Source organism: Microlunatus elymi, assembly GCF_007362775.1.
Classification (GTDB): Bacteria; Actinomycetota; Actinomycetes; order Propionibacteriales; family Propionibacteriaceae; genus Microlunatus; species Microlunatus elymi.
In genome coordinates this window covers 3,402,921-3,416,731 of the sequence record NZ_CP041692.1, presented here as the reverse complement: position 1 = coordinate 3,416,731, position 13,811 = coordinate 3,402,921, and the positions used below count along the sequence as shown (strand labels likewise).

Below are 13,811 nucleotides of genomic sequence, written 5' to 3'. Positions count from 1 at the left end.
CACCTGGATCTAACACTGCACCGGAACATCGCGTCAAGAGTGGTATGCCACTATCGAGCTAGTTTTGACCCGCGTCGGCGTGGTTATTGACGTACTGGTGGGAAGCTCGCTAGGTTCCCGGTATTCCAGCGGCATTTCGCCGCATCAGCTCACACGACTCCCGGCGAGTGCCGGTTCGAGCCGACAGTCTCCGCGCAGGGCAGCGCGGGAAGGAGTACGGATGACCAGCACCGAGACGACGACCGACGGGTCTGGGCACACGATGGTCGGGTTCGGCCGGCGGCGTTTCGTGGCCGGCGCCGCGGTAGCCGGGACAGCCATCGCGGTTCTGCAGGCACAACGGGCGCACGCGACCCCGGACGCCCCATCGGCGGGCAAGATCAACTACAAGGCTGCACCGGCCCAGCAGGCGGCGGTCAAGGGCAACACGGTGCCGGCGTTCCCCGGTTGCGAAGGCGCCGGCAAGTTCACCACCGGCGGCCGCGGCGGGAAGATCTACGAGGTCACCTCGCTCGACGGCGGCGGCGCCAAAGGCACGCTCCGGGACGCGGTGTCGGCCGACGACCGGATCGTGGTGTTCCGCGTCGGCGGCACGATCGAACTCGAAGACGGCATCAACATCACCGGCAACAACCTCACCATTGCCGGGCAGACCGCGCCGGGTGACGGCATCCAGATCACCGGCAACGAGTTCAGTGTCGACGCCAGCAACGTGATCATCCGCTATCTGCGGGTGCGTGCGGGCGACCGGCAGAAGCTCGAGATCGACACCATGAACGGCCGCGGCCGGCGCAACATTGTGGTGGACCACTGCTCGGTCGGCTGGGGCGTCGACGAATGCTTCTCGCTGTACGGCAACTACGACGTCACGGTCTCCAACTGCCTGATCCACGAGGGGCTGGCGATGTCCGATCACGTCAAGGGCCTGCACGGCTACGGCGGCCTGTGGGGCGGCCAGAACATCTCCTACTACAACAACCTGTTGATCCACCACGGTGGCCGGAACCCGCGCTTCAGCTTCACCGAGGACATGAAGCAGTTGGTGGACTATCGCAACAACGTGATCTTCGACTACGGCTACACGTCCTGTTACGGCGCCGAGTGGTGCGAGGGCATCAACATGGTGGGCAACTACTACAAGCCCGGACCGGCCACCCTGGACTCGGTTGCTCCGCACGTGATCGAGCCCTACCGCGGTGGCAACTGGTACCTCGCCGACAACAAGATCGTCGGGCATCCGGAGATCACCAAGGACAACACCAAGGGCATCGAACTCGCCGTCGGCGGGATCACCCTGTTGCCGGAGCCGGCCGCGATTCCCAACCCACGCGAAAAAACGCAGACTCCGGACGAGGCCTACCAGACCGTTCTGGCCGGTGTCGGCGCGAGCATTCCGCACTACGACTCCGTCGACACCCGGCTGTTGAACGAACTGCGGCACGGGCTCGGCCGGTTGATCAACTCGCAGAGCGAGGTCGGCGGCTACCCCGTGCTGGACAACGGCGATGCCCCGAAGGACAGCGATCACGACGGCATCCCGGACGACTGGGAGACCGCTCATGATCTTGATCCGACCGATCCGGCCGACGGGACCGCGATCGCCGACGACGGCTACGCAAATGTCGAGCACTACCTGAACTCGATCAAGCCCGACATCACCGAGTATCCGAGCGTGAAGATCACCTCGCCGAAGGCCGATAACGTGGTCGCCAACGGCAAGGCGACGAAGTCGATCACGGTCTCGGCCGACGTCACCGCGGTTACCGGGTCCAAGATCAGCAAGGTCGAGTTCTACGCCGACGACACGTTGTTCGGCACGGCCACGGCCGCGCCGTACCGGGCGACCTGGAACAACGCTCCACTGGGCAACTGGTACCTGTCGGCCAAGGTGACCGACGATCGTGGCGCCAAGGTGCAGTCCACCGGCGTACCGGTGCATCTGGCCCGGAGTGCGAAGATCAAGTCCTGGACCTCCGCCGACATCGGTGAGGTGGGATTGGCCGGCGGTGCCTTCAAGGACGCCACCACCGGCGACATCACCATCTCCGGTGCCGGCAAGATCAGGAGCAACGGCGCCAACAGCACCGACGTCAGCACCGACGTCAGCGCGCTGCGCAAGACCGACGCGTTCCACTACCTGTATCGGCCGATCAGCGCGGGTCCGAACGATGTGGTCGAGATCATCGCCCGGATCGACGAGCTGAGCCGCGAGTGGGACGGCATCTACGCCGGACTGATGTTCCGCGAGTCGCTGGAGCCGGACGCGCCGTTCTTCACCGGCGGGGTGATGGTCTCCCGCGACGGACTGAAGGATCACGTCAGCCGGATCCGCTCGTTCGCCACCGAGGCGAGCGTCAGCGACTACCCGTACGACGACGGCGAGGTGAACCCGATCAAGCCGCGTTGGGTGCGACTGATCAAGCGGGGCACCGAATTCGAGGCCCACTTCGGCAACGACTCGCTGCAGTGGACGCGCGTCGGCTACGAACGGATCGTGATGCCGAAGAAGCTGTACGTCGGCCTGGTGATCGACTCGAACAAGCAGGACAACAAGATCACCAACTACAGCACGGCCCGCTTTCACAACATCAAGATCAACGGCTGACGCGCGCGGGCGGCAAGCGGATCGCCACACCACCACAGATCGCTCGGGGACTGACCACAGACGAGATCGAAGGAGACTCGTATGCCAAGACTGAGCAAGAACAGATTCACCACCGGGAAGCGGTTCAGGACGGTGGTTGCGCTCGGCGCCGCGGCGCTGATCGCGACCACCGGACTGATCGCGCCGTCCAAGGCTGCTGCGGCGACCGACCCGGACTGCAATCTGCCGGGTGCGGTGAACGTGCCGAACCGGTACAAGGTGGACTTCTGTGTCGCACCGGACCAGGTGTTCATCTTTGCCGCGAACTACAAGCCGTTCGAGTACGGTGCCAGCGACAACGGCAACCATCAGGACGCGTCGGCGACGTTCGACAAGATCATCGGGGACAAGCTGCAGGCGGCCTTCCCCGATGCCGACATCAAGTACGCCACCTGGGACTACCCGGTGCGGTACGAGGATCTGAAAGCAGCCGGCGTGGTGCCCGACATCGTGTTGGACAACCCGCGGAACCGGATCGATCGTGATCTTGAACCGATGGGCTGGGTGCAGGACCTGACCCAGCAGATCGCCGACGCCGGCATCGACCTGACCAAGCTCAACCAGGGTGCGGTCGAGCAGGTGAAATCCCGGTCGGACGGCGGCATCTACGGTGTGCCGATCTTCGTCGACGATTACATGCTCTACTACAACAAGAAGATCTTCGACAAGTTCGGGGTGTCCTACCCGAAGGCGGGGATGACGTATGCCCAGGCGTACAAGAAGGCCAAGAAGCTGACCCGAGATGACGGCACGGACCACTACAAGGGTTACATGCAGCATCCGGACAACTACGTGGAGCTGAATCAGCTCGGTGCCTATCCATTTCTGGACACGGGTTCGGAGGAGCCGGCACCCGAGGACGTCAAGGTCGACCTGACCTCGGCGGCCTACCAGCAGGTCGCCTCCACCATGTATCAGTTCCTGACCATCCCCGGGAACAACTTCACCACCGTGGACGATCTGGTCAAGGGCGACATGAGCCGGCCCGGGCATGTCGCGATGGCGGTGGACACGCTGAGCAAGCTGCCGAAGTACGAAGGCAGTGCGCTGTTCACCGACCCCGACGACCGTGCCGACTTCGCCGAGTGGAACAAGTCGGTCGATCTCGGAGTGGCACCGGTGCCGGTGCTGACGAAGGGATCGAAGGCGACCTACCAGCCGAATCAGACCGCCGCATTCGTGCCGCCGCAGTCCAAGCATCAGGACACGGCGCTGCAGATGATCAAGTGGCTGACCTCGGAGGACGGGCAGATCGCCTTGTCCCGCTACGCCTTGAAGCCGGTGTTGGAGAACACGGCGACCGAGAAGGCCTTCGGGGTGGACATTCCCGAGCTCGACCACGTCGACACGTCGGCGGTGTTCTGGGGCCAGAACGCGGTGATCAAGGACTACAAGAACACCGAGTACTGGGACATCCCCTACTGGGAGATCTTCCGGCAGCACGTGCTGAAGGACGGGATGAGCCCGAGCGCTGCCTTGCAGGTGGCCGAGGCGACCGACGTGCCGGCCTACATCAAGGCCCAGGCGGCAGCCGGCAAGGATTGGTGATCGACCGGCCGAGCTGGTGATCGACTGATCCACCCGAACGGGCCCGTCCGGATCATCCGGACGGGCCCGTTTCGTTGTGGGGAAAGGAAACAGTCAGCCTGCGGGCAGCCACACGCGCATCGGCAGCCGGTCCCGATTGGACCACTGGAAGTACGGCAGGGCAGTAGCCGTCACGGGTCGCGTCCGCACCCGTACGGGATCGGCGAAGTACGGCAGGCCGTCGGCCGGCAGCCCGATCAACTCCTCGGCGGGCAGCTGCAGCCGGACCGTCCGGCCGATTCCCGGTAGCTCCTCGACCGGCAACACGGTGATCGGTGCGTCCGGGGAGATCCGCAGCCGCTCGCTGTCGACGCCCGGCTCCTGATCGGCCTGCTCGAAACAGTAGACCAGCGGTCCGCGTTCGATCGCCAGACAGCCACGGACCGCATCGATCATCGGATGCGCACGGATCAGTCGCGGCCGCAGATCCAAGATCAACTCGATGCTGTCCCCGCGCTGCCAGCTGCGGCGCAACGACAGGTAGCCGGAGCCGTCCGGCTCGACGACCTGCGGCTCCTGGTTGATCAACAGCCGCACCGTGGGGCTCCACGACGGCTGTCGCAGCCGCAGCGTCCACTCCCGGCCGCCCGCCGCGTCCACGGTGATCATCACTCGGCCGTCCCAGGGCAGATCAGACTCCAGCCGAAGTGTCACCGGATCGCCGGCCACGTCGGCCGACAGCCGGGCGGCGGCGTACTGCTGGACGGTCAGACTGTCGTCGGTGCTGGTGGCGAGATAGTGCTGCAGGGACGCCATCAACCGGGTCACGTTCGGCGGGCAGCAGGCCGACCAGAACCAGCCACCGCGATACCGCGGATCGCCGATCACCTGTTCATGATCATGACGACGTTGCAGCGGGTTGCCCTTGAAGAATTCGGTCCCGTCGGCCGACACCGACGCCCCGAACACGTTGTAGAGGGTTCGCTCGATCAGGTCCGCATAGCGCGCCTCTCCGGTGGCCAGCAGCAGTCGCCAGCTCCAATGGATCGCAGCGACCGCGGCGCAGGTTTCGTTGTAGGACTGGTCACTCGGCAGTTCGTAGCCCTCGCCGAACGCCTCCTTGAGCATCCGAGCGCCGTTGCCGCCGGTGATCACGGTCTTGCTGGCGACCATGTCCTGCCAGCGCCGGACCGACGCGTCGAGCAGGCTCCGGTCGTCGGTCTCGACCGCGACGTCGACGATGCCCGCCTCCAGATACATCGCTCGGACCGCGTGTCCGGTCAGGATCGGCATCTCTCGTATGGGCAGTGCGTCCTGGAAGTAGGCCGAGCCGACGGTGTGGCGACCGGCGAGCCCGCGGCCGCGATCTTCGATCAGTCGACGAGCCAGTTCCAGGTAGTCGGCCTTGCCGGTCTGCCGGTAGAGCTCGACCAGCGCGGTCTCGACTTCGGGATGGCCGTCCAGGTGCGGACAGCGTTGATCAAGAAACACCTCGACCAGATGATCGGCCAGCCGAAGCGCCGGCTGCATCAGTTGATCATGGCCCGCGCGCGCCAGCGCGACCGCAGCCTGCAGCAGATGGCCCGCGGTGTAGAGCTCGTGCGAGTTGGTCAACTCGGCGTAACGCTTCTCGGGCGCGCGAACCTGATAGTAGGAGTTGAGGTAGCCGTCGTCGGCCTGTGCCGCGATGATCAACTCGGCAGCCGCCCGGACGAAGTCGATCAGCTCGTCGTCAGCACCGGTCTCGAGCTGAAAGCCGGCACTCTCCAGCATTTTGTAGATGTCGGAGTCCATGTAGACCGGGCCACGATGGACGGCGTCGACGCAGTTGCCGGCAGCCAGCCGCAGGTTGTCGTAGTTGCCGGCCTGCTCCAACTGGCCGATGCCCAGCGGGATGCTGGCTTTTCGGTTGACCTGCTGCCAGTGTCCGAGCAGGCCGCCGGTGATCTCGGCGCGTACGTCGGGACGTTGATCGAGCCGCGCCGACGCGGTCGGTCGGATGGGGCCGGCTGGTGCGGCGGTGAGCTGCACGACATCACTCCTGGGTCGTGGGAGAAGACAGTTGATCAAGCTGACGGTTCTGATCAAGCTCCCAGGCGATCACCGAGATCGCGTACGGGGAGATCTGGTGTTCGCCGTGGGTCGGGTCGTCGACCACCTCGAACGCCCCGCCCAGGGCTGCCGCGCGATCGGCAACGGGCTGGGCATAGCTGCGGTGGCCGACGCCGGGGAAGCAGACCGGGTCGAAGCGATTGAGGATCTGCCACTGACGGCGGCCGGCACCCGCACCGCCGAGCACGTACAGATCCAGATAGCCGGCGATGTCGTACAAGCCCGGTTGGGATTCCCGGCGTTGTTCCCAGTCGCCGAAATTCGGTTTGCCGACCGGGAACGGCCGCAGATAGAACGGCGACGAGCCGGCCACCTGGAAGCTGCTGGTGACCCGTGGATCGAGTGCCGCGAGCAGCGTGGTGGTCCAGGCGCCGCCGGAGAAGCCGATCACCGCGACGTCGGCCGGCGGTCCGCTCGCCGCGGCCTCGTTGATCAAGGTCACCGCCGGCTCGACGAAGAGCCGTGCCGCGGAGAACTCGTCCGACTCGACCTCGGCCAGCACCTCGTGATGATCCGGCCAGTCGTCGGGCAGGTCGACCGAGCCGGTCGAGGTCACCTCGGTGTTCCAACCGAAGAACGGCATGTCGATCGAGCCGACCCGGTAGCCGCGGTCCAGCAGCGCCTGCATCACGGCGAGCTGAGGTCGGTGATAGCGGGGACTACGCGGGTTTCCGTGCCCGGACAGGAAGATCCCGAGCCGGCCCGGTTGCGGATTCCTCGGATGCACCAGGTACGAGGTGGCGGTGCCACGGTGCGGGAGCGGCCGGACCAGCCGGTCGATCCGGCCGGCGTCCAAGCTCGCCAGTTCGGCGCAGTCGACCTCGGCGGTCACCAGCGGGCGTTCGGCTGGGAGTCCGGATCCCTTCCAGACATGGTGAATCAGCCGTTCGCGCCGATCGTCGACGTCTGCATCGCTGTGCAGCGTGATCAAGGAGTCCACGTCAACGCCGACGGCCTGTTGCGGCATCGTTCTGATCTCTTCGGAACGCTGCCCGGCCACATCTGGGTCGATGGCGGCGATTGGTCGCCTACTCATTTGTCGATCACCTCGATCGTCGCGGTGGCGCCGGATCGGGAGTCTCCGCCGACGGGCCGGAAGCTGACCGGGTGCCGGCCCGGGCGGCGCGGTGCGGTGACGACCACGGCGCCGAGGGTGGCCGAGGACTCCACCGACACCCCGTGTTCTCCGATCATGATCAGGTCGTCGGGCGAGTGTCCCGGCGGTGCGGACCAGTTGATCACCACCTGCGCGCCCGGCTCCACCGCCGTCTCGCCGGCGTTGACGGTGCGCGGCACCCATCCGTCCAACACCGTCGCCGGATCTGCATCGGCAGCCGTACGCCGCCGGTCCGGCCGCCGCATCGCGGCCGTTCGCAGCGAAAGGTCGACACGCGAGCCGTCGGGAGCCCGGCTGCCGGTCTCGGCGAATCGGACCGCCGTCGCCGGTCCGTCGCCGGTGATCAGATAGCCGCTCGGTGCGATGTGCCGATCCAGAGTGCAGTCGATCAAGCTCACTTCGCTGTGTGGGAAGGCGGAAGTGTCGGTCCGAGCGATCCACACCGACCTGTCGACCACCGCACCCTCGCGGCTGAAGCGGCAGTCCCGAAGCACGTGACCACGTTCGTCGGCGCCGTTGCGCACCTGGAAGACGTAGCCGGCGGCCCGGGAGCGGAACTCGTTGCGCCAGTGGTAGACCGCGCCGGTGCCCCAGACGAAATCGACGGTGCCGCTGATCCGGCACTCGGTCAGGAAGGCGCGACCCTGCACTCGTACGGTGTCCTGGTGGCCGATCAACTCGACCCGGTTCAGCAGCAGTCGTTCGTGGTTGCCGCGAAACGCCTCCGCCTGGGATCCGCCCGGGCCGGTGGTGTTGATCATGGTCAGGTCTTCGAAGCTGACGTCGGCGGCGTCGACGCCGACGTTGGCACGCCAGCCGTTGTAGAGATCGCGATCGCCGAGCCGCCGCAGCCGGCAGCGACTGTCCGACGCAACGCCGTTGAGCCGGTTGTTGTTGGCGTAGCTGATCACCGTGCGTCCTCGGCCGGCGCCGCGGATGATCATCGGCGGCCGATGTTCGGCGATGAAACACAACTCTCGATAGTGCCCTGCGGCGACGGTGATGATCACCGGCCGATCGAGTCCGGTCGGTGCGGCGTCGATCGCACCTTGCACCGTACAGAAATCAGCGGTGCCGTCGGCGGCCACTCGTAGTTGATCAAGGACGGCCGGCAGGGCCGGACGGGTGCGAAACGCCCATTCGGTCGCCCTGCCGTCGATCTCGATCCGATACCAGGTGGCCGGCGCCAGTTCGAACGGCGGATGGACCGTCACCACACCGTGTCGGTGATCAACCTCGAACGGCCGATAGCGGAACAGGTGGGGGAGCCCGCGGTCGTCGAGCGCACCGCCGACCGTCCGACGGGACAGACCCGCATCGTCCGGCTCGATCCGGGCCACCGGCACACCGTCGCCGGTGAGGACCCTGATCCGGCCTGGCATGCCACCGTCGGCGAGCGGTATTCGCAGCGGAGTGTCGGGACACACACGGGTGCTCCCCGGCGGGGGCCAGAGGCCCATCGCCGGCGGAGGCGTCTCGGCAGAGTTCACGGGGCCGTGGGCCCGAATCGGGGCCGGCTCAGGAAGACGATGGTCTGATCGCGGACCCGGAGGATGTGGGATTCCAGCGCATCCTGGGCGCCGGCCATGTCGCCGCGATCCAGCGCGTCGGTGATCGCACGGTGCTCCGCCACCGCGATGTCGAGTCGATCATGGGTCAGCGGCGCTTCCATCCCGGCTCGGGTGACATGAATGCTCAGGTGCAGGTCGCTGTGCATCTCCAGCAGGCGCGGCAGCTCGGCCAGCTCGACCAGGCTGCGGTGGAACGCCGAGTCGTTGTCGCGGAAGGCGATGTAGGCGGCTTGATCATCGACGGCCCGGGTGGCCAGCTCGGCGGCCTCGTCGACCAGCTGAGTGATCCGACGCGGAGACCCCTTGGGATGCTGCTGCAGGAACCGGCGCACCGAGTGGGATTCGATCATCAGCCGCACCTCGAACAGCTCGTAGATCGAACTCAGCGAAGGAATCGCGACGGTGAAGCCGGTGGTCGAGTCATAGGCGAGCAGGCCGCGTTCGTACAGCCGGCCCACGGCGCTGCGGACCGGCGTCCGGCTCATCCCCAGGTTGCGGGCGAACTCACGGATCGGCACCGGTTGGCCCGGTGCGGGATGCTCGTTGACCAGCCAATCCACCAAAGACTCGTGGGCGCGGGCCTCCAGGCTTCCCTGATCGGCCGGCGGCGCGGTGGTTGCCATCTGTGTCTCCTCGTGCGGATCAATGCTGGTATGCCAACCAGCGTCTCTAGCATGCCAGCGCGAACGGCCCAATATGTCAACTTTGCACGGATATTTTCGGCGCGTCGCGGCAACAGGGTTGACAACCGGGGGACCGGTCTCCCATCATCCTGGTATTCCGGCGGCATTCAACGGAGAGGCGGTCCCCCGGGTGAATCAGGATCAGTTGGCCCCCACGCAGTTGGCCGGTGTGCTGACACCGGTCATCACGCCACTGAACGACGATCGGCAGTTGGACATCGACTCACTGGAACGCCACGTGGGTCATCTCCTGGACGCCGGCGTGCAGGGGCTGTGGGTCAACGGCACGACCGGCGAATTCTACGGACTGGACGTGGAGCAGCGGGCCAGGGTCGTCGGCGAGTGCGTCCGGATCGCCGACCTGCGGGTGCCGGTGATCGCCCACGTCGGTGACACCTCGCTGGCGTTGGCGCTGGAGCAGGCGCGGGCGGCCCGCAAGGCCGGCGCGACCATGGTCTCGGTGCTGCCGCCGTACGCGGCCCAGTTCAGTCAGGACGAGATCAAGACCCACTTCCGCGCTCTGGCTGCCGAAGCCGGGCCGGTGATCGCCTATCACATGCCGCAGATCGCCGGTCCCGGACTGACCATCGCCTCGATCGTCGAGCTGGCGGCCGACGGCGTGATCTGTGGCGCGAAGGACAGCAGTTCGGACGTGCTCTGGTTGCGCCAGTTGATCAACGCGGCTGCCGATGCCGGGGTGGAGATCCCGGCCTTCACCGGCGGCTCGGCGGTCAGTGATCTCGGCTACTTCGTCGGTGCAGTGGGCGCGATGTCGTCGACGGCCAACCTGGTTCCGCGGCACTTGGTCGCTCAGTACGAGGCGGCCCGGCGCGGCGACTGGGACGAGACCCGGGCCCGGCAACGGCAGACCGACGAGCTGATGGCCGCACTCAGGCTGCCTGGACGGACCAGTCCGACCGCGATCGCCGGCATCTACAAGTTCCTGTTGGCAGCGCTCGGCCGGATCGACGGGGCTCGTGGTGTCGCCCCGCTGCGCGACCTGACCGAGGACGAACAAGAACGACTTGTGGTGGGGGTCATCGGTTTGATCGAAAAGCTCGACGACGTGCAGCCGTCGCCGGCATCCGTCTGAAACGTAACAGCAGGCCGTCCGCCGCGGCGGACGCCCAGGAGCAAGGGAGTACAAAGATGTCCACACTTGCGAAGAACCCGCAACTGACCCGGCGCGCGCTGCTCGGTGTCAGCGCCGGACTCGGCGCCGCGGTATCGCTGTCGGGGTGCAGCTTCTTCAGCACCGCTCCCGACACCAAGCAGGTCAGTAACGACGCCGGTCCGAAGGGCAAGGAAGCCCCGATGCTGGCCGAGCAGGTCAAGTCAGGCAAACTGCCGCCGGTCGAGCAGCGGTTGCCGAAGAACCCGGCGATCGTCAAGCCGGTGGAGAAGATCGGCCAGTACGGCGGCACCTGGCACTCGGCGATGATCACCGAGGAGGACGCCCAGTGGCTGACCATCAGCATCGGCTACGACCCGATCATCCGCTGGACCCGCGAATGGAGCGACGCGGCCGGCCTGGAAGAGATCATGCCCAACGTCGCCGAGTCCTTCCGTGATCGTGACGGCGGCCGGATCTTCGAGTTCAAGCTGCGCGAGGGCGTGAAGTGGTCGGACGGCAAGCCGTTGACCACCGAGGACCTGCGGTTCACCTACGAGGACGTCAACACCTACCCGCCGATGCACGAGGGTGGCATCTACGACCTGTGGCTGGACTCGGAGACCGGCAAACCGGCGACCTTCAAGAAGGTCGACGATCTCACCGTGCAGTACGTGTTCACCAATCCCAAGCCGGGATTCCTGAACGAGGTGGCGGTGGGTCAGGCGGCCATGATCATGCCGATGCACTACCTGAAGCAGTTCCACGCGAAGTACAACAGAGGCGTCGAGAAGCTGGTCAAACAGGCCAATCTGAACGACTGGATGCAGCTGTGGGAGAACAAGACCACGGCGTGGAGCAACGTCGACATGCCGACGCTGAACGCCTGGGTGTTGACCAAGGCGCTCGGCGACGCCGACTCGGTGCAGGCCGTCCGCAACCCGTACTACTGGAAGACCGATCCCGACGGCAGCCAGCTGCCGTACATCGACAAGATCAGCTGCCTGGTGTTGCAGGATCCCGAGGTCGAGCTGCTCAAGGTAACCAACGGCGAGTTCGACATGCAGATGCGCAACTTCACCACCGTACGGAACAAGCCGGTGGTCGCCGACGGTGAGCAGAAGGGTGATTACCGGATGTTCTCGGTAACCCCGGACGGTCCCAACGCCTTCGTGATCGGGTTCAACATGACCCTGAAGGACAAGGGCAAGGCGAAGATGTACGCCAACAAGGACTTCAAGGTCGGCCTGTCGTACGCGATCAACCGGCAGAAGATCATCGACACCGTGTACGCCGGGCAGGGCAAGCCGTGGCAGTGCGCACCGCTGCCGGACAGTCCCGTCTACAACGAGGAGTTCGGCACCCAGTTCACCGAGTACTCACCACAGAAGGCGAACGAGTACCTGGACAAGGCCGGCTACAGCAAGAAGGACTCCGACGGCTTCCGGCTGCGGGACGGGAAGAAGATCACCATCACCGTGCTGGTCGACTCGGCGATGCCCGATCACGTCGACGGGATGGAGTTGATCAAGGCCGACTGGAAGGCGGTCGGCATCGACACCAACATCTCTCGGGTCTCGGAAGACCTTTACTGGCAACGCGTCCAGGCCAACGTGGCCGAGGCGTCCACCTGGACGGCGGGCAACTTCGAGGTCCGTGCGACGCAGGGATCGAACCACTACTACGTCGCCTCCAACCCGCGCGGCTCGTCGCGGTGGGGCAGCACCTGGGCGAATTGGTACGCCACCGACGGCAAGTCCGGCCAGGAGCCGCCGGGCACCTACAAGACTGCCTTGGAGCTGTTCGACAAGATGCGGCACACCTACGACGCACGGAAGGCGACCGACATCGGCAAGCAGATCATCGAACTGGCCAAGGAACAGTTCGTCTACATCGGGATCTGCACCCCGGCCGACTCGTACGGCATCGCCAAGAACAACTTCCGCAACGTGATGAAGACCTTCCCGGGATCGGGCGGCTACGGGGCTCCCGGGCCTAACAATCCCGAGCACTACTTCTTCGAAAGCTGAGTAGGCGAACAGATCGATGGCACAGTACGTACTCCGCCGGCTCGGGCTGATGGTGATCACCCTGGCCGTGGTCTCGCTGGTGGCCTTCTGGATCATCCAGTTGCCGCCGGGCGATTACGTCGACACGATGCAGGCGGTCGCCGAGGCCAACGGCCAGGAGATCAGCGTGCAGCGGATGGCTGCTCTGCGGGCCCGCTACGGGCTGGACGATCCCTTCATCGTCCAGTACTTCAAGTGGATCAGCAACATCCTGCTGCACGGCGATTTCGGACAATCGTTTGCCTGGAATCGGCCGGTGTCCAGCATGATCTGGAACCGGGTGGCGTTGTCGGCGTTCCTGTCGATCAGCACCTTGTTCTTCGTCTGGGCGGTGGCCTTCCCGATCGGCATCTACTCGGCGGTGAAGCAGTACTCCAAGGGTGACTACGCGGCCACCGTCTTCGGCTTCATCGGGATGGCCGTCCCGGAGTTCATGATCGCTTTGCTGTTTCTCTATCTGGGCTCGAGAGTGTTCCATCAGAGCGTCGGCGGGCTCTTCTCACCGCAGTACGCCGACGCGGCCTGGAACATGGGCAAGGTGCTGGATCTGGCCTCCCATCTCTGGGTGCCGATCCTGATCATCGGGATGTCCGGCACCGCAGGCTTGATCAGAACCACCCGGGCGAATCTGCTGGACGAGCTGTACAAGCCGTACGTGGTGACCGCACGAGCCAAGGGGATGCCGGAGTGGCGGCTGCTGCTGAAGTACCCGGTGCGCATGTCGCTGAGCCCGTTCTTCTCCACCGTCGGCTGGTTGCTGCCCGGTCTGATCAGTGGCGAGACGATCATCTCGATCGTGCTCAGTCTGCCGACCACCGGACCGTTGCTGCTGGGCGGCGTGGAGAGCCAGGACATGTATCTGGTGGGCAGTTTCATCCTGATCCTGAGCACCCTGATGGTGATCGGCACCCTGTTGAGTGATCTTGCCCTGGCCTGGTGGGATCCCCGAATCCGACGACGTTATGCGGAGAGTTGAC

Annotated in this window: 9 protein-coding genes; 5 read left to right on the top strand and 4 right to left on the bottom strand. The window is 65.4% G+C overall.

What is annotated here, in order from left to right; translation table 11 throughout:
• Positions 1-220 precede the first annotated feature (220 nt).
• Together FOE78_RS15230 and FOE78_RS15225 are read left to right on the top strand one after the other, a co-directional pair.
• Complete coding sequence (locus FOE78_RS15230) at positions 221-2,605, top strand: Ig-like domain-containing protein (RefSeq protein ID WP_143987059.1); 2,385 nt, start codon at positions 221-223, stop codon at positions 2,603-2,605.
• A gap of 81 nt (positions 2,606-2,686) precedes the next feature.
• Positions 2,687-4,192 (top strand): ABC transporter substrate-binding protein, encoded by a 1,506-nt coding sequence (locus FOE78_RS15225; RefSeq protein ID WP_143987058.1) that lies wholly within the window; start codon positions 2,687-2,689, stop codon positions 4,190-4,192.
• Between the two features lie 93 nt (positions 4,193-4,285).
• Here FOE78_RS15225 and FOE78_RS15220 read toward each other — a convergent pair whose 3' ends face one another.
• The 4 genes from FOE78_RS15220 to FOE78_RS15205 all read right to left on the bottom strand — a co-directional run bounded on the left by FOE78_RS15220 (position 4,286) and on the right by FOE78_RS15205 (position 9,594).
• On the bottom strand, positions 4,286-6,202 hold the full coding sequence (locus tag FOE78_RS15220) for a glycoside hydrolase family 127 protein (protein ID WP_143987057.1): 1,917 nt from the start codon (positions 6,200-6,202) through the stop codon (positions 4,286-4,288).
• 4 nt (positions 6,203-6,206) lie between these two features.
• Positions 6,207-7,319: an alpha/beta hydrolase family protein gene (locus tag FOE78_RS15215; protein ID WP_143987056.1), complete on the bottom strand. Its 1,113-nt coding sequence runs from the start codon at positions 7,317-7,319 to the stop codon at positions 6,207-6,209.
• Positions 7,316-8,740: a pectinesterase family protein gene (locus tag FOE78_RS15210; RefSeq protein ID WP_168207539.1), complete on the bottom strand. Its 1,425-nt coding sequence runs from the start codon at positions 8,738-8,740 to the stop codon at positions 7,316-7,318. Before FOE78_RS15210 ends, FOE78_RS15215 begins: the two co-directional genes overlap by 4 nt.
• A gap of 146 nt (positions 8,741-8,886) precedes the next feature.
• Positions 8,887-9,594 carry a GntR family transcriptional regulator gene (locus FOE78_RS15205; RefSeq protein ID WP_143987054.1) on the bottom strand — a complete coding sequence of 236 codons (708 nt, stop codon included), beginning with the start codon at positions 9,592-9,594 and terminating at the stop codon, positions 8,887-8,889.
• Positions 9,595-9,784: 190 nt separating this feature from the next.
• On the opposite strand from FOE78_RS15205, the gene FOE78_RS15200 reads away from it, so the two are divergent.
• The 3 genes from FOE78_RS15200 to FOE78_RS15190 are packed head-to-tail and all read left to right on the top strand — an operon-like array spanning position 9,785 to position 13,810.
• On the top strand, positions 9,785-10,747 hold the full coding sequence (locus tag FOE78_RS15200; RefSeq protein WP_168207538.1) for a dihydrodipicolinate synthase family protein: 963 nt from the start codon (positions 9,785-9,787) through the stop codon (positions 10,745-10,747).
• 56 nt (positions 10,748-10,803) lie between these two features.
• Positions 10,804-12,795 (top strand): ABC transporter substrate-binding protein, encoded by a 1,992-nt coding sequence (locus tag FOE78_RS15195; protein ID WP_143987052.1) that lies wholly within the window; start codon positions 10,804-10,806, stop codon positions 12,793-12,795.
• A 16-nt stretch (positions 12,796-12,811) separates the two neighbouring features.
• Positions 12,812-13,810, top strand: a complete 999-nt coding sequence (locus tag FOE78_RS15190) for an ABC transporter permease (protein ID WP_143987051.1) — start codon at positions 12,812-12,814, stop codon at positions 13,808-13,810.
• Position 13,811 lies beyond the last annotated feature (1 nt).

Excerpts from the sequence above, each read along its gene's own strand:
- FOE78_RS15230 (WP_143987059.1), top strand. The coding sequence starts at position 221 with ATGACCAGCACCGAGACGACGACCGACGGGTCTGGGCACACGATGGTC.
- FOE78_RS15225 (WP_143987058.1), top strand. The coding sequence starts at position 2,687 with ATGCCAAGACTGAGCAAGAACAGATTCACCACCGGGAAGCGGTTCAGG.
- FOE78_RS15190 (WP_143987051.1), top strand. The coding sequence starts at position 12,812 with ATGGCACAGTACGTACTCCGCCGGCTCGGGCTGATGGTGATCACCCTG.
- FOE78_RS15205 (WP_143987054.1), bottom strand. The coding sequence starts at position 9,594 with ATGGCAACCACCGCGCCGCCGGCCGATCAGGGAAGCCTGGAGGCCCGC.
- FOE78_RS15195 (WP_143987052.1), top strand. The coding sequence starts at position 10,804 with ATGTCCACACTTGCGAAGAACCCGCAACTGACCCGGCGCGCGCTGCTC.
- FOE78_RS15215 (WP_143987056.1), bottom strand. The coding sequence starts at position 7,319 with ATGAGTAGGCGACCAATCGCCGCCATCGACCCAGATGTGGCCGGGCAG.